This window comes from Alloalcanivorax marinus (assembly GCF_016785095.1).
Classification (GTDB): Bacteria; Pseudomonadota; Gammaproteobacteria; order Pseudomonadales; family Alcanivoracaceae; genus Alloalcanivorax; species Alloalcanivorax marinus_A.
On sequence record NZ_JAEKJB010000006.1, the window covers coordinates 48,351 to 72,343 of the forward strand.

Below are 23,993 nucleotides of genomic sequence, written 5' to 3' on the forward strand. Positions count from 1 at the left end.
TCACACCATGGACACGACATTTTTGGATGCCCGCGGGCTCAATTGCCCGCTGCCGTTGCTCAAGACCCGCCAGGCACTGCGTGGTCTGGCGCCCGGCGCGCTACTGGAAGTGGCCGCCACGGATGCCGGCTCGGCCCGGGACATTCCCAACTATCTCGGACAATCTCCTCATGAGCTGGTTCGCCGGGACGAAAACGAACAGGAATTCCGTTTCCTGATCCGCCGTGGCAAAGAGGAAAGCGACTGATGCTGGACGTGCTCAAGGGCTGGTTTCATACCTGGTTCTCCGACGAGGAGGCGGTTTATCTGCTGTTCGTGCTGCTGCTCGGTTTCGCCGTGGTGGTGTTGTTCGGCGGCATGCTGGCGCCGGTGCTTACCGCCCTGGTGCTGGCCTATCTGATGCAGGGGCTGGTGGCCCAACTCAACCGTCTGGGGCTGTCGTCGGGCTGGTCGGTGAACCTGGTGTTTCTGCTGTTTCTGGCCGCCCTGGTGGCGGTGCTGGTGGTGGTGATGCCGCTGGTGTGGCGCCAGACCGTGCTGCTGGTCCGTGATCAGTTGCCCAATATCCTGCACAGTTCGGAGAACTGGCTGCGCGGCCTGCCGGAGCGTTATCCGGAGATGATCTCCATGGAGCAGGTCAACACCCTGGTCAACGTGACCCAGCGGGAGCTGGCCCAGTTCGGCCAATCGGTGCTGACCCTGTCGCTGTCGTCGATTCCCAGCCTGCTGGAGATCCTGGTGTTTCTGGTGCTGGTGCCGGTACTGGTGTTTTTCTTCCTCAAGGACCGGGCGGCGCTCACCGACTGGGCGTTGAGTTTCCTGCCGGCGCGGCGGCGAATCCTGTCCCACGTCTGGGAGGAGATGGACCAGCAGATCGCCAACTATGTGCGTGGCAAGGCGGTGGAAATCCTGCTGGTGGGTTGTGTCACCTTCCTGGCGTTTCTGGTGCTGGGGCTCAACTATACGGTGTTGCTGGCGGTGCTGGTGGGGTTGTCGGTGTTGATTCCCTATATCGGCGCGACCATCGTCACCCTGCCGGTGGCGGCGGTGGCCTATCTGCAATTTGGCTGGAGCGGCGACTTTGCCCTGGTGATGGTGGTCTACGGGGTGATTCAGTTCATCGATGGCAACATCCTGGTGCCATTGCTGTTTTCCGAGGCGGTCAATCTGCATCCGGTGGTGATCATTACCGCGATTCTGTTTTTTGGCGGGATCTGGGGGCTGTGGGGCGTGTTCTTCGCGATCCCCCTGGCGACCCTGCTGAAGGCGGTGATCAACGCCTGGCCCCGTCGTCAGGGTCGTCCCGAGCAAATACCCGAGAGCTGATTGTTCTCTTTGGCTGGCGCCGGGCCCTCCAGCAGGGACGCGTCTCGGTGTGGCCCCCTTTCCGGGAACGCCGTGAACCCCCGCAAGCGGGTCCGGCCACCCATCACAGATGGGCGGCGTTCGGCGGCGCGCGAAGCAATGCTTCGCAACACGCTTGCCTCACCCCTGGGGGCTCCCGGTTTGACATCCTGTCAAACAGGGTCCCGGAAAGGGGGCCACACCGAGATGCTTCGAGGTGGCGTCCCGGGCGGCTTTGTAGGGTGGCGTTGGTGGTTGAAGGTCGCTCCCACGCGCGGGCGTGGCTCAGAGGCCGTGGACGGCTTCCAGCACTTCCTCGGCGTGGCCCTTGACCTTCACCTTGCGCCAGATTTCGCGCACCACGCCTTCCTGGTCGATCAGGAAGGTGCTGCGCTCGATGCCCTCGAATTCGCGGCCATACATCTTCTTGAGCTTGATCACGTCGAACAGCCGGCACACGGTTTCGTCCTCGTCGCTGATCAGCTCGAACGGGAATTCCTGCTTGGCCTTGAAGTTTTCGTGGCGGCGCAGGGAGTCCTTGGAGACGCCGAGGATCTCGCAGCCTTCTTCCTGGAAGTTGGGGTAGAGGTCGCGGAAATTCTGGCCCTCGGTGGTGCAACCCGGAGTGCTGTCCTTGGGGTAGAAATACAGCACTACCTTGCGGCCGCGCAGTTCGGACAGGGTAACGGTGGTGTCGCCGGTGGCCGGCGCGGTGAAGTCCGGGGCCGGCTGGCCCGTTTTGATGGTCATCGATGAATCCTTGTTCACGGCTCGGTCGGGGCGGGGATTATCGCCGCGGGGTCGGGGAGGCGTCCAGGCCGGCAAGGCGCGAATCAGCCCGCCGGAGGCGCCGGTGGGCCGGTAGAGGTTCCCTTGCCCCCGGCGCCGGGTTTACCATAGCGCCCTTTGCACGCAGAGAGATAACGGCATGATTCGTGGCAGCATCGTGGCTCTGGTCACCCCCATGCGCGAGGACGGTTCCGTGGACTGGGAACGCCTGCGCGCGCTGGTGAACTGGCATGTGGAGCAAGGCACCCACGGGATCGTGGCGGTGGGCACCACCGGTGAATCCGCTACCCTGGGTTTCGAGGAACACGACAGCGTGATCCGTGAGGTGGTGGCGATCGCCGATAAACGCATTCCGGTGATCGCCGGTACCGGCGCCAACAGTACCGAGGAAGCAATTCGCCTCACCCGCGACGCCAAGCGCGACGGCGCCGATGCCTGTCTGCTGGTCACGCCGTACTACAACAAGCCGCCCCAGGAAGGCCTCTACCAGCACTTTCTGAAGGTGGCCCGGGCGGTGGATATTCCGCAGATTCTCTACAACGTGCCCGGTCGCACCGCTTGCGATCTGTTGCCCGAGACCGTGGAGCGCCTCAGCAAGGTGCCGAACATCGTCGGCATCAAGGAAGCCACCGGCAATCTGGAGCGGGCACGGGAAATCCGCGAGCGCTGCGGCGACGACTTCCTGATCTACTCCGGTGACGATGCCACCGCCCTGGAACTGATGCTGGGTGGCGGCGATGGCGATATCTCGGTGACCGCCAACGTGGCGCCGGCCAAGATGGCGGCCATGTGCCAGGCGGCTCTGGACGGCGATGTGGAGAAGGCCCGTGAACTGAATGCGGAACTTGAACCCCTGCATCGTGATCTGTTCATCGAGCCCAGCCCCATTCCCACGAAGTGGGCGCTGTACGAAATGGGCCTGATCGACAATGGTATCCGGCTGCCGCTGGTGCCGTTGTCCAAGGCCGCCCAGCCGCGGCTGCGCGAAACGCTGCGTGGCTGTGGACTTCTGGAGGGATAATGCATCGCAGTATTGCTGTATTCGCCGCCGCCCTGGCCCTGACCGGCTGCGGCCTGCTCCCCGACAACAGCCTGCGCTATCGCGAGGCCAAGGTCCTGGAGCCGATGACCCCGCCCGATGACATGGTGTTCATCGGCGAGGAACCACTCTACGCGGTGCCGGAAATGGACCGCCGCCTGACCGGTGAAGAGGAGGGCGAGAAGGGCTTCAAGGCACCACGCCCGCCGCAACTGGTGGCCGCCGCCCCGGACGCCGGCGACGAGGACGACGCCGAGGCGCCGGCCCCGCCGCCGGGCCAGCAGGGTCGGCCGGTGCTGGGCAAGGACGGCAGTGGTTATCCGATCATCATGATGCCGACCAGCTTCGCCTGGGCCTGGGAACGGGTCGGCCAGGCGCTTACCCAGACCGACCTGCGTGTTACCGACCGCAACCGGGATCAGGGCGTGTTTTTCCTGACCGCGCCGGAGCGCTACCAGCTCCAGCCGCCGCAGGCTCAGCTCAAGCTCAGCCATACCACCAACGGTATCCAGGTGGCGGTGCTGAACGGCGAAGGCACGGCGTTGGCGGCCAAGGACTCCGGCCTGGCGATTCTGGAAAGCATTCACGACGAACTGTAAGCGCGCCGCGACGGAGGGCGGGTATTGCGACTGGCATCCCTGGGCAGTGGCAGTAAAGGCAACGGCACCCTGGTGCGCGCCGGCGATACCCTGGTTCTGGTGGACTGTGGCTTCACGCTGCGCGAAACCACCCAGCGGCTGGCCAGCCTGGGCCTGGCTCCGGAGGATCTGAGCGCGGTGCTGATCACCCATGAACACGGTGATCATGTGCGTGGCGCCGGGGCCCTGGCCCGCAAGCACGGCACACCGCTGTACAGCACCTTTGGCACCGCCCGGGCGGTGTCCGGCAAGGCGGCCGGATTCCACGGCGCCGATTGGCGCGAGGTGCGGCCCGGGCGGGGGTTCCCGCTGGCGGACCTGATGGTGACGCCGGTGACCGTGCCCCACGACGCCCTGGAACCCTGCCAGTACCGGTTTGGCTGGCGAGGCCGTGAGCTGGGCGTGCTCACCGACCTGGGTTCGGTGACCCCCCACGTGGTGGCGGCCTACCAGGACTGCGACGCCCTGGTGCTGGAGTGCAACCATGAACCGGAGCTGCTCGCCGCCGGTCCCTATCCGGCCTCGCTGAAGCGGCGCGTGGGCGGCAATCTGGGGCATCTGAGCAATCAACAGGCGGCGACGCTGCTGGCGCAATGCAATCTGGACCGCCTGCAGCATCTCGTGCTTTCTCATCTGAGCGAGCAGAATAATACTCCGGCGCACGCCCTTGATCAGGTGCACCGGGTCATGGACATCGGGCAGGAACGAATCCGCGTCGCCAGCCAGCGGCACGGCTTCGACTGGCTGGAGATTCACTGAGGCGCCCGCCGGCGCCCGGATCAGCGACACCACACTCAGCGACACCACAATACGGGTATTTCATGGAAAAGCGCGACGAACTCTACGCGGGCAAGGCCAAGTCCGTTTTCACCACCGACGATCCGGACCGGCTGGTGATCGTCTTCCGCGACGACACCTCCGCCTTCGACGGCAAGAAAAAGGAGGCGCTGGATCGCAAGGGCGCGGTGAACAACCAGTTCAACGCCGCCATCATGGAGAAACTGCAGGCCGCCGGCATCCCCACCCATTTCGAGAAGCGGCTGTCCAGCAATGAATCCCTGGTCAAGAAGCTGGAGATGATTCCGGTGGAGTGCGTGGTGCGCAATATCGCCGCCGGTTCCATCGTGCGTCGCCTGGGCGTGGAGGAGGGCAAGGCGCTGAATCCGCCCACCTTCGAGATGTTCCTCAAGGACGATGCCCTCGGCGACCCGATGATCAACGAATACCACGTGCGCAGTTTCGGCTGGGCCACGGATGAGCAGATCGCCACCATGAAGGACCTGACCTTCAAGGTGAACGACGTGCTCAAGAAGCTGTTCCTGGACGGCGACATGCTGCTGGTGGACTACAAGCTGGAGTTTGGCCTGTTCCACGGCGAGGTGGTGCTCGGCGACGAGTTTTCCCCGGACGGCTGCCGGCTGTGGGACAAGGACACCCGCGAGAAGATGGACAAGGACCGCTTCCGTCAGGATCTGGGCGGTGTCATCGAGGCCTACGAGGAAGTGGGCCGCCGCCTGGGCATCACCTTCGAGCACTGAAGCCGCCGGTCGGCACGGGCTGGCCAAAGCGGCGGTTTTCCGGGAGGCTGTGGGAAAACAACAACCACGGCCGATCGGAGAATCGCCATGTTCCGCATCCGCACCCATAACCGGATCGCCCTGCGCGGTCTGGAGCGCTTCCCCCGCGACCGCTTCGAGGTCGCCAGCGAGCTGTCCGATCCGGACGCCATTCTGCTGCGCAGTCACCCCCTGGACGCCGACGGCCTGCCCGTCACGGTGAAGGCGGTGGCGCGTGCCGGCGCCGGCGTCAACAACATCGATGTGGGCCAGTGCAGTGATCGGGGCATTCCGGTGTTCAACACCCCGGGGGCCAATGCCAACGCGGTCAAGGAGCTGGTGCTGGCCGGTTTGCTGCTGGCCTCGCGGCACCTGCGCCAGGGCATGGACTGGGTGGCGGGCTTGAGTGCCACCGACGAGGCCGATCTGCACCGTCAGGTGGAGGCCGGCAAGAAACACTTCCTGGGCCGTGAATTGCAGGGCCGTACCCTGGGCGTGGTGGGGCTCGGCGCCATCGGCTCGCGGGTGGCGCGCACCGCTCTGGATCTGGGCATGCAGGTGCTCGGCTACGATCCGGCGCTGAGTGTCGATGCGGCCTGGCGGTTGCCCAGCCAGGTGCGGCCCATGGCCAGCCTGGAAGCGCTGCTGGCGCGGGCCGATTACGTCACCCTGCACCTGCCGCTGCTGGACGCCACCCGGGATTTGATCGGTGCTCAACAACTGGCGGTGATGAACCCGGACGCGGTGCTGTTGAATTTCGCCCGCCAGGGCATCGTCGACGACCGCGCGGTGGCCGCGGCCCTGGGCGCGGAGCAACTGCGCGGCTTCGTCACCGACTTCCCGAGCCTGGCCCTGAGCGGTGTGCCCGGGGTGCTGGCCCTGCCGCACCTGGGTGCCAGCACCGGTGAATCCGAGGAGAACTGCGCCATGATGGCCGCCGATGCCCTGGTGGATTTCCTGGAAAACGGCAACATCCGTCACTCGGTGAATTTTCCGGACCTGATACTGGAGCCGGGCCCGGGCGCGCGGTTGGCGGTGACCAACCGCAACGTGCCGCGCATGCTCGGGCCGGTGCTCTCGGAACTGGCCGAGGCCAACCTCAACGTGCTCGACATGCTCAACAAGAGCCGCGACGACCTGGCCTACAATCTGCTGGACCTGGCACAGCAGCCGGAACCGGCGGTGCTGGAGCGGATCGCCGCCCTGCAGGGGGTGATCAATGTGCGCCTGGTGCGCGGGCTTCCCGCGGACGGCTGAGCCGGCCCCCGAACGGTGCATGAAGCGCACCAAGGGTCAAGAGTTTTGCACAGTGAATGTGCACTTTTCATTTCACTTTTAGCTAGTCGACGTAACCGATTGATTTTTCCTGGACAATATTTTAAGTCGTTGATTTTATTGACTTTTAACAGGGTGGATATTTTTTCGTCATTTAGGGGTCATCGCCGTCATCTCGGGGGCTCGACGGATTTCCTGACAGAAAGTTCACAGACTTATCCACAGATTCTGTGAGTAACTTTCCCTGAAGCTTGTCAGCTTGTCGCTAGGTGGTCTGTAAGCCGATCGCGTTCATCAGCAGGCGCATGGCCCCGGCGGCAAGGGCCAGGGTCAACACGCTGGCACTCCAGATCAGCAACAGCCAGCCTAGCCGACGCAGCCGGGAAGGGGGTGGGGTGCTCGTCGGTTGCCGCATGGCCTTCTCCTCCCATCAGTGATAGCCGGCGTCGCCGGGGCGCACCTTGCCCCGGAACACATAGTAGGAAAACGCCGTGTACATGAGGATGAACGGCACGATGAACAGCGCTCCCACCAGCGCGAAGCCCAGGCTCTGGGGCGGGGCCGCCGCCTGCCAGATATCGATGTTCGGGGGCAGGATGCGCGGCCAGCCGCTGATCGCCAGCCCGGCGTAGCCGAGAAACATCAGCAGCAGGGTCAATACGAACGGCGTCACCTGGGCGCCCCGGCGCAGCGCCCGCTGCATCAGCACCATGGCCACCACCACCAGCGCCGGCACCGGCGCGAACCAGGGCAGATGGGGCAGGCTGAACCAGCGCTCGGCGATGGCCGGGTCGCGCAGCGGGGTCCACACGCTGACCACCACGATCGCCGCCAGCAGCCCCCAGGACAGCGGGCGCGCCAGCCGAGCCATGCGCGCCTGCAGCACGCCGTCGGTTTTCATGATCAGCCAGGTGCAGCCCAGCAGGGCGTAGGCGCACACCAGGCCCAGGCCGGTGAACAGTGGGAAGGGGGCGAGCCAGTCCAGCGGCCCGCCCAGGTAAACGCCGTTCTCCACCGGCAGGCCGCTGATGAAGGCGCCCAGCACCACGCCCTGGAAAAAAGTGGCGGTGAAGGAGCCGCCGATGAAGGCCTTGTCCCAGATCGCGCGTTCCCGTTCCCGGGCCTTGAAGCGGAACTCAAAGGCGATACCCCGGAAGATCAGTCCCAGCAGCATCAACACCAGGGGAATATAAAGAGCGGTCAGCACCACCGAGTAGACCACCGGGAAGGCCGCCAGCAGACCGGCGCCGCCCAGTACCAGCCAGGTTTCGTTGCCGTCCCACACCGGCGCCACCGTGTTCATGGCCACATCACGATGGTGTTTGTCCGGCAACCAGGGATAGAGGATGCCGATGCCGAGATCAAAGCCGTCCATCAGCACGTACATCATGACCCCGAAACCGATGATCAGGGCCCAAAGCAACGGCAGATCGATACCCATGTTCACTGCTCCTCCGCCACCGCGGACAGCGGCCGCATGGCATGTCGTTGTTGGCCCGGCCCGCCGGGCGTCGTGCCGGTGCCTTCCTCGGCCACCGGTCCCTTGCGCACCAGCCGCAGCACATAGGCGATGCCGGCGCCGAACACGAACAGATAGACCACCACGAACAGAGCCAGTGACAACGCCAGAGTGGCCGGCGCGTGCGGCGAAACCGCGTCACCGGTGCGCAGCAGCCCCTGTACCACCCAGGGCTGGCGACCGATCTCGGTGGTGTACCAGCCGGCCAGGATCGCCACCAGCCCGGCCGGGCCCATGGCCAGGGCGAAGCGCAGGAACGCCCGCGACCGATAGAGCCGGCCCCGCCGGCGCAGCAGCAGACCGAGCCCGCCGAGCAGGATCATCAGCAGCCCCAGCCCGACCATCACCCGGAACGACCAGAACACCACGGTGGCGTTGGGCCGGTCCTCGGCGGGAAAGTCCTTCAGGCCGGGGATGGTGCCATCCCAACTGTGGGTCAGGATGAGGCTGCCCAGGCGCGGCACGCCGACCGCGAAGCGGGTGGTCTCCGCCGCCATGTCCGGCCAGCCGAACAGCAGCAGCGGAAAGCCCTCGCCGGGCTCGCTTTCACCGCCCCAATGGCCCTCCATGGCCGCCACCTTGGCGGGCTGGTGCTTCAGGGTGTTGAGGCCGTGCAGATCGCCGATCAGGGCCTGCACCGGTGCCACCACCAGCACCATCCACAGGGCCATGGAGAACATCTTGCGGACCGCCGGCGCGTCATTGCCGCGCAGCAGATGCCAGGCCGCCGACGCGCCCACGAACAGAGCCGTGGCCAGGAACGCCGCCACCGACATGTGCAACAGGCGGTAGGGGAAGGAGGGATTGAAGATCACCGCCAGCCAGTCGGTGGGCACCACCCGACCGTCGATGATCTCGAAGCCCTGGGGCGTCTGCATCCAGCTGTTGGAGGCCAGAATCCAGAACGCGGAGATCAGGGTGCCCACCGCCACCGCCAGGGTGGACAGGAAATGCAGCCCCGGGCCCACCCGGTTCCAACCGAACAGCATCACGCCGAGAAAGCCGGCTTCCAGGAAAAAGGCGGTGAGCACCTCGTAGGCCAGTAACGGGCCGGTAATGCCGCCGGCGAACTCCGAGAAAAAGCTCCAGTTGGTGCCGAACTGGTAGGCCATCACCAGGCCGGAGACCACGCCCATGCCGAAATTCACCGCGAAGATACGGGCCCAGAAATGGTAGAGATCCCGATACAGGGGCTTGCGGGTATACAGCCACAGCCCCTCGAGCACCGCCAGATAGCTCGCCAGGCCAATGGTGATGGCGGGAAAAATGATGTGGAAGGAGATGGTGAACCCGAACTGGACGCGGGCCAGATCAAGGGCCAGTGAGTCCGGCATGGCTGCCTCCCGGCGTGGTTGGTGGCGAACACCATGCTAGGCGGCGCGGCGGTGCCGCCGCGATTAGGCAAATCGCCCTTGGGCGGTTTGTCCTTGGGCGAAATGTCCCGGGGCGCGGGTCAGAGGCGCAGCATCGGCAGGGGCCGCCAGGGCCGGGTAAACAACTGTCGGGCGGTCAGGGAGGCGAGCAGGGCGTGGAAGCCGGCGTTGGGGAAGCGGCGGTGGATCTCGCGCAGCCGTTCCCGGGATACGCCAAACCGCACCAGCCCCAGGGAAACATCGATCCAGTCGGCGCGGCGGAAGGCTTCCACCAGGCTGTCCCGGCCCTGGCCGGAGGTGGTGATCTTGTGGTGATCAAGCACCATGGCGTGGATTTCGTCGCGCCACGCCTCCAGACCGTGCTCGGTGAGGTAGTGGCAGGCCAGCCGGGCGGAAGGCGCCAGGTAGTCGAAGGTGCCCGCCAGCCAGATGCCGGCGTCGTGGAAAAAGCCGGCCAGCTCCACCTTGCGCAGATCGTCGCCGCTCAGCGGGCGCTGGGCGGCCACCAGGTTGATCACCCGGTAAACGTGGTTGCGGTAGGGCGTCTGGTCGCGACCGAAACGCTCCGCGTACTGATCGAACAGGCCGTCCAGTTCCGGCAGTTCGGTGATCAACCTTCTCATTGTTGTCCTTGGCGGCCCGGCCGCCCGACTGCATTCCTTTATTACCCGCAATTAACCACGCCCGGCTTTGGATGTCATTGGGCGCGTCGGCAAATTTCGCACCATGGTACCCGCCGGCGGTGCCCCGCCGGTCCCTTGGTGGGCTGGGTGGATTGTTTTATAGTCGGACAATCGTGGAAATTGTTGGACAAAGCATGACGTTCAAAGCCAGGGAAAGCCTCTCCGAACAGATCGCCGGCCACCTGGCCGGGCAGATCATCCGTGGTGAGATGCTGGCCGGAGACCGGATTCAGGAGCTGCGCGTGGCCGGTGAGCTGGAGGTCAGCCGGGGCTCGGTGCGCGAAGCGCTGCTGATTCTTCAACGCCGCCACCTGATCGATATCCTGCCGCGCCGGGGCGCGGTGGTGAAGGACATGTCCGAGTCCCATGTACGCGGGCTCTACGAACTGATCCAGGTGCTGCTCGGCCTGGTCATCCGCAAGGCCATCAAGAACGTGCGCGAGGAGGATCTGGACCCGATTATCGCGCTGATCCACGAGCTTCAGGTGGCCGCCTCCGACCGTGATGTGGAGCGCTTCTTCGACCTCAGCTTCCAGTTCCTGGAGCACGCCTACCCGTTCGCCCGCAATGCCTTCGTGGAGGAGGTGCTCACCGACCTGCACCCGGCCCTGCAGCGCACCTACTTCATGGCCCTGCATCTGGACGGCGACGAAATGAAGGAATGTCTGTCCTTCTTCAAGGCGTTGGTGGAAACCATCTTCCGGCGCGACGTGCGCTCGGCCCTGGAAATCATCCGTGAATTCGCCGAACGGCAGTCCGAGCTGGTGCAGGAATCCATCACCCGGGCCCGCCAGATCGAGGCCGCCTGGCGCGGTCGCCGCAACCGCTAGTGGCGCTTCCCCGCGACAGCCGCGCCCGCCCTATAGCAGCCACGCCAGTGCCAGCCCGGTGCCCAGGGCCGCGCCCATGGGCAGCAGGATCGAGCGTCCCAGGCGCCCGCCGCCGATGAACAGCGCCATGCCGGTCTTGACCAGGTTATTGACCACCGCCGCCAGCACGATGGCGGTGACGGCGGTTGAGGTACTCAGCCCCTGTCGGGACAGCCGGGTCAGCGACAGGGTGATGGCGTCCACGTCGGTGATCCCGGAGGTGGCGGCAAGCAGATAGACCCCGGCATCGCCCAGCCAATCCCGCAGCAGCGCGCCCAGCGACAGGATCGCCAGCAGCAGCAGGCCGAAGAACAACGCCGATTTCAGTTCCAGAGGGTTCTGTTTGAGCGCCGGCTGGCCAACGCTGATGTCGTCGCGATGACGCAGCGTGATGACCAGCGCCGAGCCATACAGCAGCGCGGCCATGGCCAGGATCGGCGCGGCCAGCGCCGGCAGCAGCTCGCGGTTGAGCAGCAGGCAGTAAACCAGGATGCGAGGGAACATGGTGCCGCAGGCCAGCAGGATGCCGGCGGCCAGCAGTGGTGACAGCGCCGGGGTGCGCCGCGCCAGGCGGGCGAAATGCAAGGTCAGCGCGGTGGAGGAACTGAGCCCGGCGAACACGCTGGTGAACAGCAATCCCCGGCGGGTGCCGCCCACCTTCACCGCGAAATACCCCAGGAAGGAGATCGAGGCGATCAGCACCACCATCCACCAGATCTCGTAGGGGTTGACCATGCCGCCCGGGCCGTAGCCCTGGTTCGGCAGTAGCGGCAGCACCACCACCGAGATCAACAGCAGTTTGAGGGCCGCGTCCAGTTCCCGCTCTTCCAGCTTGCGCAGCAGATCGTGCGCCTCTTTCTTGTTGTCCAGCACGATGGTGGTGACCACCGCCACCGCGGCCGCCACCGTCGGGCTCCCCAGTACCGCCAGGGCACCCACCAGGAAGGTCAGCAGCAGGCCGATCAGGCCGGTGATGCTGTAATCATCGACCCGGTAGGCGCGCAGGCCGGAGGCCAGGGTGGCGATGGCGGCCAGGGTGGCGAAGGCGATCGGCAGCAGGGGCTTTCCGGTATACGGCACCAGCACCGCGCAAACGCCGCCGAGCAGCCCCACCAGGGCATGGGTGCGCACCCCGGCCACCCGCTGGCCGGCGGTCTGCTCCCGGTCCCGCCAGCCGCGTTGAATCCCCACCAGCAGCCCGAGAATGAGCGCCAGCCCGAGCCGAATCAGCAGGGTGGTCTCGGCGGGCAGATCGTTGACGAATTGGTCCATGGGGGTCCCGTATGGCCGGCGGTGACAAGGGCTCACTATAACCGCCGGGCGGCCATCATGGGCGTCCGGTCGTCATCGCCGCCGGGCCGGGGTCAATAAAGCCGCCGCCGGGGCTTGCCAGGGGCGCCCTGTCTGCCTAGAATTGCGCCCCTCTGCAGGCACGTAGCTCAGTTGGTTAGAGCACCACCTTGACATGGTGGGGGTCGGTGGTTCGAATCCACTCGTGCCTACCAGTTCTTTTCGCGCCATTCTCCAGGTTTGCACTGCTCCGTGCCCCGGTGGGTTTACGGCTGGCGGGGCGTGACCTAGAATATCCGGCTATCCATAAGGATGGCGCGGGCCCGGAAGGGCCATGTTCGAATAACTAACCGGAGGTTCACGACATTAAGCGTGGAGGCAAGGGCCGCGAGCAGCGGGCCAGAATCAATCAGCAAATCCAGGCGTCCCAGGTTCGTCTGATCGACCCTGACGGCGAACAAGTCGGCATCGTGCCCCTCGAGGAAGCCCTCGAGCAGGCCAGTGGCAAGCAGCTGGATCTGGTGGAAATCTCTCCCGACGCGGAACCGCCGGTGTGCCGGATCATGGATTACGGCAAGCATCTGTTCGAACAGAAGCAGAAGGCGAGGGAGTCGCGTAAGAAAACGCGTCAGACTCAGCTTAAGGAAATCAAATTCCGTCCCGGCACCGATTCCGGCGACTATGAGGTGAAACTGCGTAACCTCAAGCGCTTTCTGGAAGCCGGCGACAAGACCAAGGTCACCGTGCGTTTCCGCGGTCGTGAAATGGCTCACCAGGAGCTGGGTCGCGAACTGCTGGAACGGGTGGAGGCCGATCTCGCGGAGCATGGCTCCGTGGAGCAACGCCCGAACATGGAAGGGCGCCAGATGATCATGGTGCTCAGCCCGGGCAGCAAGAAGAAGAAATAGCCGGCTCGCCGGTTGTTTCCGTTTCAATCACACACGAACTTGAGATAGGTACCATGCCCAAGATCAAGACAAACCGCGGGGCCGCAAAGCGTTTCAAGAAAACCGCCTCCGGTTTCAAGCGTAAGCAGGCATTCAAAAACCACATCCTGACGAAGAAGTCGGCCAAGACCATTCGTCATCTGCGTCCGCGCACCCAGGTCCACGAAGCTGACGTGGCACTGGTCAAGCGCATGATGCCCTACACCTGATATACCGGTTTTTGGAGGTCTGAATAATGGCTCGAGTAAAGCGTGGTGTGCAGGCGCGTCGCCGGCACAAGAAAGTTCTCAAGCAAGCCAAGGGTTACTACGGTGCCCGCAGTCGCGTTTACCGCGTGGCGATTCAGGCGGTCATCAAGGCCGGCCAGTACGCCTACCGGGACCGCAAGGTACGCAAGCGTCAGTTCCGTCGTCTCTGGATCGTGCGGATCAACGCGGCGGCGCGTCTCAACGGCCTGTCCTACAGCCGTATGATCGACGGCCTGAAAAAGGCGTCCATCGAGATCGACCGTAAGGTACTGGCGGACCTGGCGGTTCGTGATCAGGTGGCTTTTGGCGCTTTGGCGGAAAAAGCCAAAGCGAGTCTCGCCGCCTGAGCCGACTGTCGGTCAGTCCGTAACAAGACGACAGTACTCATGAAACGGGGGAAGAGCTCGCGCTCTTCCCCCGTTTTCGTTGGGAAGTCCCAATACAGATAACACGGGAACGGGTAAATCGTATGATGGACAACCTGGAAAGCCTGGTGGAAGCGGCGCTGGCCGAGGTGGCCGCGGCGGCGGACGCCCGTGCGCTGGACGAGGCACGGGTCCGTTATCTGGGCAAAAAAGGCGAAATCAGCGCGCTGCTGAAAGGCCTGGGGGGCCTGAGCGCGGAAGAGCGGCCCAAGGCCGGGGCGCTGATCAACGAAGGCAAGCAGCGCGTGCAGACGGCTATCGACGAACGCCGGGCCGCCCTTGAGGAAGCGGCGCTCAACGAGCAATTGGGCGCGGAATCCCTGGACGTGACCCTGCCCGGTCGTGGCGAGCGCCCCGGTGCCCTGCACCCGGTGACCCGCATGCGCCGGCGCATGGAAGACTTTTTCCAGCGCCTCGGCTTCGACATCGCCGAGGGCCCGGAAGTGGAAGACGACTTCCACAACTTCGAAGCCCTTAATATCCCGGCCCACCACCCGGCCCGGGCCATGCACGACACCTTCTACTTCGGTGACGGCCGGCTGCTGCGCACCCACACCTCTCCGGTGCAGGTGCGGGTGATGCAGAAAGGCGAGCCGCCGTTCCGCATCATCGCCCCGGGCCGCGTCTATCGCTGCGACTCGGACCTGACCCACACGCCCATGTTCCACCAGGTGGAAGGGCTGCTGGTGGATGAGAACATCACCTTCGCCGATCTCAAGGGCACGGTGGCGGCGTTCCTGAAGTTCATCTTCGAAGTGGATGATCTGCCAGTGCGGTTCCGGCCCAGCTATTTCCCGTTCACCGAGCCCAGCGCCGAAGTGGACGTGGGCTGCGTGAGCTGTGCAGGCGAGGGCTGCCGGGTGTGCTCGCACAGCGGCTGGATCGAGATCATGGGCTGCGGCATGGTGCACCCCAAGGTGCTCGAGCATGGCGGCGTGGACCCGACGCGCTACAGCGGCTTCGCCTTCGGCATGGGCATCGAACGGCTGGCCATGCTGCGTTACGGCGTCAACGACCTGCGTCTGTTCTTCGAGAACGACGCCCGTTTCCTGTCGCAATTCGCCTGAGTCCACCACGCCACGGAATCCGAGGATAACCAAGAATGCGTTTCAACGAAGCCTGGTTGCGGGAATGGGTCAATCCCGACATCGACACCGACACCCTGGTCCACCAACTGACCATGGCCGGCCTGGAAGTGGATGCCGTGGAACCGGCGGCCGCCCCCTTCACCGGCGTGGTGGTGGGCGAGATCGTCAGCTGCCAGCCACACCCGGACGCCGACAAACTGCGTCTGTGCCAAGTCAGCGATGGCGAAACCACCTTTCCGGTGGTATGCGGCGCGCCCAATGCCCGCGAGGGCCTCAAGGCGCCGTTCGCCAAGGTCGGCGCGCAACTGCCCGGCGACCTCAAGATCAAGAAAGCCAAGCTGCGCGGTCAGCCCTCCGAGGGCATGCTCTGCGGCGGTTCGGAACTGGGCCTGGAAGACCTGATCGACGGCCTGCTGGAGCTGCCGGCGGACGCGCCGGTGGGCGCCGACATCCGCGCCTGGCTGAACCTGGATGACACCGTCATCGAGGTGGACCTGACCCCCAACCGGGCGGATTGCCTGAGCCTGCGCGGCATCGCCCGGGAAGTGGGCGTGCTCAACCGGGCCGCGGTGAGCGAGCCCGCCGCCGAGACCCTGGCCGCCGCCGTGGACGCCACCTTCCCGGTCACCGTGGAAGACGTGGAAGGCTGCCCGCGCTACCTGGGCCGGGTGATCCGGGGCATCGACCCGGCCGCCGCCACGCCACTGTGGATGGTGGAGCGGTTGCGCCGCGCCGGGCTGCGTTCCATCGACCCGATCGTCGACGTGACCAACTATGTGCTGCTGGAGCTGGGCCAGCCCCTGCACGCCTTCGATCTGAATAAACTGGACGGTGGCATCGTGGTGCGCAAGGCCCGCGCCGGCGAGCAACTGCACACCCTGGACGACCAGACTCTGGAACTGCGCGACGACACCCTGGTGATCGCCGACGGCAGTGGCCCGGTGGCCCTGGCCGGCATCATGGGCGGGCGGCCCAGCGCCGTGTCCGAAGGCACCACGGATCTGTTCCTGGAATGCGCTTTCTTCAACCCGCTGACCATCGTCGGCAAGGCCCGCGGCTATGGTCTGCACACGGACTCCTCGCACCGCTACGAGCGTGGCGTGGACCCGGCCCTGCAGCAGCGCGCCATCGAGCGTGCCAGCGCCCTGATCGTCGCCATCGCCGGCGGTGAAGCCGGCCCGGTCACCGAGCAGGGTGATCCGGCCCGGCTGCCGGTGGCGGCACCGATCCCGCTGCGCGCGGCCAGGGTAACCGCGCTGCTCGGCGCCGCCCTGGCGGACGCCGACATCGAGGACATCCTCGCCCGCCTGGGCATGGACATGGCCGCCGAGGGCGAAGGGCACTGGTCGGTGACCCCGCCGAGCTGGCGCTTCGACATGGCCATCGAGGAAGACCTGATCGAGGAACTGGCCCGGGTGCACGGCTACGAGAACCTGCCCAGCCGGGTACCGGCGGGCACCCCCGCCGGTGAGCCCGAAGGCGAGCATGTTCTGCCCGTGCGCCGGCTGGCGGATACCCTGCGCGACCGGGGTTATCTGGAAGCCATCACCTACAGCTTCGTGGCCCCGGACCTGCTTGCCAAGGTCGATCCGGAGCATCCGCCCCTGCCGCTGCTCAACCCGATCTCCGCCGACCTGGGCGTGATGCGCACCAATCTGTTCGCCGGTCTGCTCAACGCCGCCGGCCGCAACCTGAACCGTCAGATCGACCGGTTGCGCTTGTTCGAGACCGGCTTGCGCTTCGTGCCTGGCGCCGACGGCCTGAATCAGGAACCGATGATCGCCGGCCTGCTGTACGGCAGCGCCCAACCGGCCCACTGGCAGGCGAAACCCCGCCAGGTGGATTTCTACGACCTCAAGGGGGACGTGGAAGCCCTGTTGGCCCTGTCCGACGCCGATGCCTTCGATTTCCGGCCCGGCCAGCATCCGGCCCTGCACCCGGGCCAGTGCGCCGAGCTGGTTCGCGACGGTGCCGTGGTGGGCTATCTGGGCAAGCTGCACCCGCGCCTGGCCAAGGCGCTGGACCTGCCCAAGGACCTTTACCTGTTCGAACTGGCCCTGGCGCCCCTGCGTGACGGCCTGCTGCCCCGTTTCGAGCCGGTCTCCGATCAGCCCCGGGTCCAGCGTGACCTGGCCTTCGTCATGGATGACCAGGTGGCCGCCGGCGATCTGGTGGCGGCGGTGCGCGCCGCCTGCGACGAGCGTCTGCGGGATGTGCGCATCTTCGATGTCTATCAAGGCGAGCACATTGAGGCCGGCCGCAAAAGCCTGGCCCTGACCTTGACCTTCCAGGATCCTTCGCGCACTCTTAGAGACACCCAGGTCAACGACCTGGTTGATCAGGTTGTAACCCAGTTAAAACAACAGTTTAACGCAACCCTCAGGGACTGATTGCGGGGGCTGATTCGAGGCATTTTCCATGGCGCTGACCAAGGCAGACATGGCCGACCGGCTGCATGAGGAGCTCGGTCTCAATAAGCGTGAAGCCAAGGAACTGGTGGAAGCCTTCTTCGAGGAAATCCGGGATTCACTGGCCGAGAACCGGCCGGTGAAGCTCTCCGGTTTCGGCAATTTCGATCTGCGTGACAAAAGCGAGCGCCCCGGTCGCAACCCCAAGACCGGCGAGGAAATCCCGATCTCCGCGCGGCGCGTGGTGACCTTCCGGCCCGGTCAGAAACTCAAGCAGCGGGTGGAAGACTATGCTCGAACCCAGTCATAACGACGAATTGCCGGCGATCCCCGGCAAGCGTTACTTCACCATTGGTGAGGTCAGTGAGCTGTGCGACGTGAAGCCGCACGTGCTGCGTTACTGGGAGCAGGAGTTTCCCCAGCTCAAACCGGTGAAGCGGCGCGGCAACCGCCGTTACTACCAGCGCCAGGACGTGCTCACCATCCGCCAGATCCGCAGCCTGCTCTACGAGCAGGGCTTCACCATCGGCGGCGCCCGCCAGCAGCTCTCCGGTGATGCCAACGCCGAGCACGCCACTCGCTACCATCAAATGATCCGACAGATGATCGTGGAGCTGGAAGACGTGCTTGAAGTGCTCAACACCTGATCAAACAAACGAGATCCGGGTTCCATCCCCCGCCCTGATCCGTTATGATTCACGCCGCTTCGCCACGGTGCCCGTGACGAAGCCAGACGATTCGGGGCGTAGCGCAGCCTGGTAGCGCACTTGCATGGGGTGCAAGGGGTCGAAGGTTCAAATCCTTCCGTCCCGACCAAATCGAAAGAAAAAGGCCCGGCGTGACTGCCGGGCCTTTTTTTGTTTCCGCGAGGCGTGGGGCGGATTGCCGGCCCTCGGCCTGCATGCCTCGGGCGTTCGCCAGGGCGCAAGCGGTGCTTGCACCGGGAACCTGGCGAACCCTTCCGTCCCGACCAAATCGAAAGAAAAAGGCCCGGCGTAACTGCCGGGCCTTTTTCGTTTCTGGCATTTTTGCCCCACTTTTTGCCCCACCGATAATGGCTCGGCCTCGGCGGCGACCCTGACCCGGGAGCCGGGTGGAGCCTCCCGCCGCCGGAAGCGGTCGCCCTTGCCATGACTGTATTCTTGGCGCCGAAAGCGCCATGCTTGGGGCACCCGACCAGGGAATAAGGTCCCAGGCTTGATGGCGCAGAAACGCTTCCGCAAAACACACTTTTTCTGGCTGCTCCCCCTGCTCGTGCTGTTGGTGCCGGTGCTGGCGCTGCTGGCGGCGCCGCTGTTCGGCGTGCACTGGCAGGGCCTCGGCTGGCGCCAGGGGCCGAGCCTGGATGCGCTCTGGTACGAGAGCGATGGCTGCCGCCAGGTGGACGTGCACGGGGCGCGGCTGAGCGGCCTGTGGCCGCTCACCCTGACCCTGGATACGGTGGGGGTTCACGATTGCCCCGATGACGGCACGCCGTTCCGGCTGCCGTCTCTGCCGCCCGTGGATATCACCGTCTGGGCTCTGCAGTACCAGGATTACCCGCCGCTGATGGCGCACCTGAGCCAGGCCGGCGGCCGCTGGCGGGGGCGGACGGAATTCCGTGGCAGTGAGCTGGAGGCGGAATACCGCCGCGATCGGGGCCGCTGGCGGTTCACCGGAGACCTGCAGGCGGCGCCGTTCGCCGCCGTGCTGGGCAGCGGCCCGCTCACCGGCGGGGTGCGCTTGCAGGGCGATGGCCAGTGGCTTCCCGGGCAGCGCTTCCAGGGCAAGCTGGTGGCCCTGGGCCGGGATCTGGGCGTGTCCGGGCAGGGCCCACGCGGCGACCTGACCGTGCGGGCGCGTTGGCACAATGACTATTGGCGCGTGCGCGCCGCCCTGGATGAGCCCCTGGCCCTGGGAGGTGGCTGGGTGGTCAGCCCGGGGCGGGATCTGATCGCCGAAGGCCGTGGCCTGGCACTGAGCCAGGCGGATGGCCGGCTGGTGGTGAACGGGCCTTGGGGTCGGGCCGCTCTGGCGTTGAGCAGCGACGCCGAGCGGTTCGGGGAGGGGCAGGGTCGGTTGCTGCTCAGCGAGGGCTGGCGGGGCCGGCTCGACGTTGACTGGCGCGATGGCCAGCTGCGGCTGGCCCCCTTTCAGGTGAGCCTGCCGGAGCCCGCCGTCACCCTGCGCCTGCGTGAGCCGGCGACGCTGCCCCTGGCCCTGGAGGGCGAGGCGATACTGCCTCTGGAGGCGGTTTATCAGGACCTGACGCTGACCACCTCCGACAGCCGGGTCTACTGGCGGCCCAACGACGTGCAGTGGCGGGGCGGTTTGAACCTGACCGGCCAGTGGGGCGGCTATCGGCTCACGGGCCAATGGCAGGGCGACGCCGGCCCCACCGGCGTGCACGGTGAGCCCGCCCGGGTGCGGCTGAGCGACGCCGACCTGGATGTCACAGCCACCTTGCCGCTGGACGGGGTAACGCCACCCCATTGGCCGCTGGCCGCCACCCTGGAAGGCCGTTATCAATCGATTCCCTTCCGCGCCCGGGCCGACGCCCGCCTGGACGGCGACACCTGGAGCGGCGCGCTGAACGGGCGGGGCGGGCCGCTCCCGGAGCTGGACGGCGGGGTGCTCACCCTGGACGGTCGCTGGGACTACGCCGACCGGCCACGCCTGCTGGCCGGCGCCACCGTGAAGCTGTCGCGGGCGGTACGCGAGCGCTTGCTGATCCGACCGATCAACGCCCGTCTGACCACGCCGCTGGTGTTGGACGATGATGGGCCCCATGGCCATCTGTCACTCGACGGGGAAGGCCTGGTGGCGGAGCGCTGGACCCTGCCGCCGGTGACCGGAGACGCGCACCTGGATGGCGATACCTTCGGCGCCGAACTGCGGGTGCCGGCCTGGCAAACCCAAATCAACCTGAGTGGCCGTGCCCGCACACGGGGGTACGCCGGTACCCTGAGCGGCGTCACGCCCCTGGCGCCGGCCATGAGCCGGGGGTTGCCGTTCACCTTTCAGGGGGGAGACCTGAACCTGGAGGGAAACTGGCGCTGGGCCGGCAGCGCGCACCTGGATGGCCGGCTCACCGGCCACGGCCTGGATCTGGACTGGGGCAGCGTTCAGGCCCGGGGGCTGGACGCGGAGCTGGCCCTCGGCTGGGACGACGGCGCCGCCGCCCTGGCCACGGTAACGCCGCTGACCCTGGCGTCCCTGGACGTGGGCGTGCCGATCACCGATTTGCGCCTGGATCTGGACAGCGACCTGAACACCTGGACGGTCCGCCGCGCCCACGCCCGGGTACTGGGCGGCGAGATCCGTACCCCCGGGCTTAGCTGGCCGTCGCCGGCCTGGCAGCCGGTGGTGGTCACGCAAATCGAGCTGTCGCGACTGGCCGCCCTGCAGGGTGAGCCGGCCGTGGCCCTGTCCGGCCGGGTGGGCGGTTACGTGCCCCTGCGGCTGCTGCGCGACAGCATCGCCGTGCGCCAGGGCCGGCTCGCCAACGAGACGCCGCTGTCGCTGTCGATCCTGCCGTCCAGCGGCGCCCAGGCCATGGCGCAATCCAATCGCGCCGTGTCGATCGCCCTGGAGGCCCTCAACCCGCTGCGCATCCAGCAATTCCAGGCCGGCGTGGACATGGCGGCGGACGGTTGGCTGGATGCCGCCGTGCGCATCCAGGGCGTCAACCCGCAACGAAACGGTCTGCCGGTGGTCTTTAATTACACTCACCGGGAAAATGTGCTGGAATTGTTGCGCAGTCTGCGCATCGGTGACCGCATCACCGATCAGGTCATGACGGAGTCGAAACGATGAAACCATTCTGGCTGGTGCTTGCGTTCCTGCCTCTTGCCGCCTGTACTCCACGGGTGGCGCTGGAGGCGCCCAAGGAGCCGATCACCATCAATTTGAACGTGAAGATCGACCATGAAATCCGCCTCAAGGTGGAGAAGGACATCGATCAGCTCTTCGACGAAGACAGCGAGCTGTTCTGATCAGGGCATTGAGGAGAGGACCCATGACATTGATACGATACCTGGTGCTGGCCGCGGCCCTGCTGCTGTCGGTGACCGCCGCCGCTCTGGATCTCAACCAGGCCAAGGCGGAGGGCTTGGTGGGCGAGCAGCCGAACGGTTATCTGGGAGTGGTGAAGGCCACGCCGGCGGCGGTGGAGTTGGTCTCCGACATCAACGAAAAGCGGCGCGCCGCCTACGAGCGCATCGCCAAGCAGAATGGCATCACTCTGGATCAGGTGGCCAATCTGGCCGGCCAGAAAGCCATCGAGAAAACGCCGAGCGGTGAGTACATCAAAACTCCCACCGGCCAGTGGGTGGAAAAATAGGTTCACCGCGCCCGGCCCCTGTAGCAGCGACTGGGCGGCACCCACGCAGATCCGCGTCCCGGATAGAGACCGCCCGCATCGATTTTCCGCCAAAGCGCGATGAACCAAAAAACAGCCGTTTGCTAGCCGTCCCGCTGGTTGGGTGGCGTTAGCCGGTAGCGGCGCATGCGCCGGTACACGGTGGGCCGGGAAATGCCCAGGGCACGGGCTACCGGGCTGATGCGCCAGTGGTGTTGTTTGAGCAGGCGCTCCAGGGCGTCGCGGCGCGGATCGCCGGCGTCCTGGTCGGCACTGGCCGTCGGCGCGCTGGGCCCGATCACCCGCTCCAGGCATTCCTCCGGCAGGTCGGCGACGGTGATTTCCTGGCCGTCGCAGGTGGCCTCGGCGAAGCCGAGGGCGTTGGCCAGCTGGCGGATATTACCGGGCCAGGGGCAGGCGAGCAGGGCGCTCATGGCGTCGGCGCGCAGACGCGGCGCCGGTCGGCCCAGTTGTTTTTCCAGTTCGGCCAGGGTGGCACCGATCACATGCTGCTTGTCGGCCCGTTCGCGCAATGGAGGCAGCCGCAGGGTGGCGCCGTTGAGGCGATAGTAGAGATCCTCGCGGAAGCGGCCCTCGGCGATCAGCCGGGCCGGGTCCCGGTGGGTGGCGGCGATCACCCGGCAGTTCACCTTCACCGGCTGTTCCGCCCCCAGGGGCAGTACCTCGCCCTCCGCCAGTACTCTTAGCAGGCGGGTTTGCAGGGGCAACGGCATGTCGCCGATTTCATCCAGAAACAGGGTGCCGCCATCGGCCAGTTGAATCAGGCCCCGGGCGCCTTTGGCCCGTGCCCCGGTGAAGGTGCCGGGCCGGTAACCGAACAGCTCGCTTTCGATCAGGGATTCCGGGATCGCGGCGCAGTTCACCGCCACGAACGGTCGCCGATGGCGGCGGCCACTGTCGTGGATGGCGCGGGCCAGGACTTCCTTGCCGGTGCCGGTGTCGCCCAGGATCAGCAGGCTCACGTCGCGGTGACGCAGGCGCTTGGCCAGCCCCAGGGTGCGGCGCATGGCCGGGTCGTCGGCGGCCAGGCGATCCAGGGCCGGCACCCGCTCCTGGTTCGCGGCGGCCGGTGGCCGGGGCGGGCGGCGCGGTTCGATGAGGGTACCGAACAGGGTGGTGCCCAGGGCGGAGACCCGGAAGGCGCGCACCTGGTCGTCGCACTGCTGGGGAATGCTCCACAGATCCGCCGGGTCGCAATCGAACAGCTCCGGCAGGGTCGCCCGTTCCGGATCGGGCAGGGTGCGGCGCAGCAGCGCCCGACCGGCGCCATTGGCGGCCAGCACCGTGCCGTCGCCGTCCACCGCGAACAGATGCTGGCCGTTGACCTGCACGAACTCCCGGGAGGCATCGCAGCGGAACACGGTGTGATGGCGGTAGTGACGCAGGAAATAGGCGTCCTCGATCATGCGCGCGTAGAGGCGGATCAAATGCAGCGCGAAGTTCTGGCTGTCCCGGCCCGGGGCCGAATCCAGCGCGGAAATATCCAGCACCGCCAGCAGGCGTCCCTGGGGGTCGGTGATCGGCGCCGAGGTGCAGGTCAGGCCGATGTGGGTCGCGTCGAAGTGGTCCTGGCGGTGGCAGGTCAGCGCCCGCCCTTCCAGGATGCAGGTGCCCACCGCGCAGGTGCCGGCATGGTGTTCGTTCCAGTCCGCGCCCAGGTACAGGCCGGCCTGGCGCAGGCGCTGGTCGTGCCGACGGTCGCCGAGGAACTGCACGGTGATGCCGCGCTGGTCGGTGAGCAGCAGCACATAGCCGAGCCGGGCGATCTGCCCGTAGAGCTGCTCGACCCCGGCGCGCGCCACGTTGAGGAACTCATCGGCGCTTTCCTGATGCTCGCGCAGAATCCGCTGGGTGACGATGCGCGCCGGCCGGGGCCTGGCCGGGTCGAGGCCGTATTCCTCGATGCAGCGCTTCCAGGAACGGCCGATCGGGTTATCCGGCAGCGGGCCGCCGGTCGCGTAGCGCAGAACCCGGTCGATATGGTGGCGTTGCTGCTGCTCCAGGGCACTCATGGCACCTCCGCCTTTCTTTTTGGTATCCGGCACGATCCAGGCTAGCGCGCCCCGGGCGGGCCCACCATGCGACTTGAGTACCAGTTACACCTGTAACGCCGGCCCGTTACAGGGCGTTACGGGTGTTCGC

General features: G+C 66.1%; 25 protein-coding genes and 2 tRNA genes. 20 read left to right on the forward strand and 7 right to left on the reverse strand.

What is annotated here, in order from left to right:
* Positions 1 to 7 precede the first annotated feature (7 nt).
* A complete protein-coding gene (locus JF515_RS05890) occupies positions 8 to 247 on the forward strand; it encodes a sulfurtransferase TusA family protein (protein ID WP_203101964.1) in 240 nt (79 codons plus the stop codon).
* On the forward strand, positions 247 to 1,326 hold the full coding sequence (locus JF515_RS05895) for an AI-2E family transporter (RefSeq protein WP_203101965.1): 1,080 nt from the start codon (positions 247 to 249) through the stop codon (positions 1,324 to 1,326). The genes JF515_RS05890 and JF515_RS05895 overlap by 1 nt, the downstream gene beginning before the upstream one ends.
* A gap of 303 nt (positions 1,327 to 1,629) precedes the next feature.
* On the opposite strand, the gene bcp is transcribed toward JF515_RS05895, so the two are convergent.
* Positions 1,630 to 2,094 carry a thioredoxin-dependent thiol peroxidase gene (gene bcp, locus JF515_RS05900; RefSeq protein WP_203101966.1) on the reverse strand — a complete coding sequence of 155 codons (465 nt, stop codon included), beginning with the start codon at positions 2,092 to 2,094 and terminating at the stop codon, positions 1,630 to 1,632.
* Positions 2,095 to 2,272: 178 nt separating this feature from the next.
* On the opposite strand from bcp, the gene dapA reads away from it, so the two are divergent.
* The 5 genes from dapA (at position 2,273) to JF515_RS05925 (ending at position 6,623) form a co-directional block, all read left to right on the forward strand.
* Positions 2,273 to 3,154 (forward strand): 4-hydroxy-tetrahydrodipicolinate synthase, encoded by an 882-nt coding sequence (dapA, locus tag JF515_RS05905; protein ID WP_203101967.1) that lies wholly within the window; start codon positions 2,273 to 2,275, stop codon positions 3,152 to 3,154.
* Entirely contained in the window at positions 3,154 to 3,771 is a 618-nt protein-coding gene (gene bamC, locus JF515_RS05910; protein ID WP_203101968.1) for an outer membrane protein assembly factor BamC, read from the forward strand. The genes dapA and bamC overlap by 1 nt, the downstream gene beginning before the upstream one ends.
* Before the next feature lie 24 nt (positions 3,772 to 3,795).
* A complete protein-coding gene (locus JF515_RS05915) occupies positions 3,796 to 4,569 on the forward strand; it encodes an MBL fold metallo-hydrolase (RefSeq protein WP_203101973.1) in 774 nt (257 codons plus the stop codon).
* 62 nt (positions 4,570 to 4,631) lie between these two features.
* The gene (purC, locus tag JF515_RS05920; protein ID WP_203101975.1) at positions 4,632 to 5,348 is read left to right on the forward strand and encodes a phosphoribosylaminoimidazolesuccinocarboxamide synthase; all 717 of its coding nucleotides are present in this window, start codon (positions 4,632 to 4,634) and stop codon (positions 5,346 to 5,348) included.
* An 87-nt stretch (positions 5,349 to 5,435) separates the two neighbouring features.
* Positions 5,436 to 6,623 carry a phosphoglycerate dehydrogenase gene (locus JF515_RS05925; protein ID WP_203101977.1) on the forward strand — a complete coding sequence of 396 codons (1,188 nt, stop codon included), beginning with the start codon at positions 5,436 to 5,438 and terminating at the stop codon, positions 6,621 to 6,623.
* Between the two features lie 283 nt (positions 6,624 to 6,906).
* Here the strand turns inward: JF515_RS05925 and JF515_RS05930 are convergent, their stop codons facing one another.
* From JF515_RS05930 to JF515_RS05945, 4 genes are all read right to left on the reverse strand, one after another.
* On the reverse strand, positions 6,907 to 7,056 hold the full coding sequence (locus tag JF515_RS05930; protein ID WP_203101979.1) for a DUF2474 domain-containing protein: 150 nt from the start codon (positions 7,054 to 7,056) through the stop codon (positions 6,907 to 6,909).
* Between the two features lie 15 nt (positions 7,057 to 7,071).
* Entirely contained in the window at positions 7,072 to 8,082 is a 1,011-nt protein-coding gene (cydB, locus tag JF515_RS05935) for a cytochrome d ubiquinol oxidase subunit II (protein ID WP_203101981.1), read from the reverse strand.
* Between the two features lie 2 nt (positions 8,083 to 8,084).
* Positions 8,085 to 9,494, reverse strand: coding sequence for a cytochrome ubiquinol oxidase subunit I (locus JF515_RS05940; protein ID WP_203101991.1), 1,410 nt, complete (start codon positions 9,492 to 9,494; stop codon positions 8,085 to 8,087).
* Between the two features lie 119 nt (positions 9,495 to 9,613).
* Positions 9,614 to 10,156 carry a hypothetical protein gene (locus JF515_RS05945; protein ID WP_203101993.1) on the reverse strand — a complete coding sequence of 181 codons (543 nt, stop codon included), beginning with the start codon at positions 10,154 to 10,156 and terminating at the stop codon, positions 9,614 to 9,616.
* Between the two features lie 194 nt (positions 10,157 to 10,350).
* On the opposite strand from JF515_RS05945, the gene JF515_RS05950 reads away from it, so the two are divergent.
* A complete protein-coding gene (locus tag JF515_RS05950) occupies positions 10,351 to 11,046 on the forward strand; it encodes a GntR family transcriptional regulator (RefSeq protein ID WP_203101995.1) in 696 nt (231 codons plus the stop codon).
* A gap of 30 nt (positions 11,047 to 11,076) precedes the next feature.
* Here the strand turns inward: JF515_RS05950 and JF515_RS05955 are convergent, their stop codons facing one another.
* Positions 11,077 to 12,357, reverse strand: a complete 1,281-nt coding sequence (locus tag JF515_RS05955; protein WP_203101997.1) for an MgtC/SapB family protein — start codon at positions 12,355 to 12,357, stop codon at positions 11,077 to 11,079.
* A 156-nt stretch (positions 12,358 to 12,513) separates the two neighbouring features.
* Between JF515_RS05955 and JF515_RS05960 the strand changes: the two genes are divergently transcribed.
* The 12 genes from JF515_RS05960 (at position 12,514) to JF515_RS06015 (ending at position 21,812) form a co-directional block, all read left to right on the forward strand.
* Positions 12,514 to 12,590, forward strand: a tRNA-Val gene (locus JF515_RS05960).
* Positions 12,591 to 12,740: 150 nt separating this feature from the next.
* Positions 12,741 to 13,283, forward strand: a complete 543-nt coding sequence (gene infC, locus JF515_RS05965; RefSeq protein WP_338015181.1) for a translation initiation factor IF-3 — start codon at positions 12,741 to 12,743, stop codon at positions 13,281 to 13,283.
* 53 nt (positions 13,284 to 13,336) lie between these two features.
* Positions 13,337 to 13,531: a 50S ribosomal protein L35 gene (gene rpmI, locus JF515_RS05970; protein ID WP_161384493.1), complete on the forward strand. Its 195-nt coding sequence runs from the start codon at positions 13,337 to 13,339 to the stop codon at positions 13,529 to 13,531.
* Positions 13,532 to 13,557: 26 nt separating this feature from the next.
* Positions 13,558 to 13,917, forward strand: a complete 360-nt coding sequence (gene rplT, locus JF515_RS05975; RefSeq protein ID WP_203101999.1) for a 50S ribosomal protein L20 — start codon at positions 13,558 to 13,560, stop codon at positions 13,915 to 13,917.
* A gap of 125 nt (positions 13,918 to 14,042) precedes the next feature.
* The gene (pheS, locus tag JF515_RS05980) at positions 14,043 to 15,062 is read left to right on the forward strand and encodes a phenylalanine--tRNA ligase subunit alpha (RefSeq protein WP_274380666.1); all 1,020 of its coding nucleotides are present in this window, start codon (positions 14,043 to 14,045) and stop codon (positions 15,060 to 15,062) included.
* 35 nt (positions 15,063 to 15,097) lie between these two features.
* The gene (pheT, locus tag JF515_RS05985) at positions 15,098 to 17,473 is read left to right on the forward strand and encodes a phenylalanine--tRNA ligase subunit beta (RefSeq protein ID WP_203102003.1); all 2,376 of its coding nucleotides are present in this window, start codon (positions 15,098 to 15,100) and stop codon (positions 17,471 to 17,473) included.
* 28 nt (positions 17,474 to 17,501) lie between these two features.
* Positions 17,502 to 17,801, forward strand: a complete 300-nt coding sequence (gene ihfA / locus JF515_RS05990) for an integration host factor subunit alpha (protein ID WP_203102005.1) — start codon at positions 17,502 to 17,504, stop codon at positions 17,799 to 17,801.
* Positions 17,782 to 18,138 carry a MerR family transcriptional regulator gene (locus tag JF515_RS05995; protein WP_203102007.1) on the forward strand — a complete coding sequence of 119 codons (357 nt, stop codon included), beginning with the start codon at positions 17,782 to 17,784 and terminating at the stop codon, positions 18,136 to 18,138. Before ihfA ends, JF515_RS05995 begins: the two co-directional genes overlap by 20 nt.
* 92 nt (positions 18,139 to 18,230) lie before the next feature.
* A tRNA-Pro gene (locus JF515_RS06000) sits at positions 18,231 to 18,307 on the forward strand.
* 384 nt (positions 18,308 to 18,691) lie between these two features.
* On the forward strand, positions 18,692 to 21,286 hold the full coding sequence (locus JF515_RS06005) for a YdbH domain-containing protein (protein WP_203102009.1): 2,595 nt from the start codon (positions 18,692 to 18,694) through the stop codon (positions 21,284 to 21,286).
* Positions 21,283 to 21,465, forward strand: coding sequence for a YnbE family lipoprotein (locus tag JF515_RS06010; protein ID WP_203102013.1), 183 nt, complete (start codon positions 21,283 to 21,285; stop codon positions 21,463 to 21,465). Before JF515_RS06005 ends, JF515_RS06010 begins: the two co-directional genes overlap by 4 nt.
* Before the next feature lie 23 nt (positions 21,466 to 21,488).
* A complete protein-coding gene (locus JF515_RS06015; protein WP_203102015.1) occupies positions 21,489 to 21,812 on the forward strand; it encodes a YdbL family protein in 324 nt (107 codons plus the stop codon).
* Positions 21,813 to 21,934: 122 nt separating this feature from the next.
* Here JF515_RS06015 and JF515_RS06020 read toward each other — a convergent pair whose 3' ends face one another.
* Positions 21,935 to 23,863, reverse strand: a complete 1,929-nt coding sequence (locus JF515_RS06020) for a sigma-54-dependent Fis family transcriptional regulator (protein WP_203102017.1) — start codon at positions 23,861 to 23,863, stop codon at positions 21,935 to 21,937.
* Positions 23,864 to 23,993 lie beyond the last annotated feature (130 nt).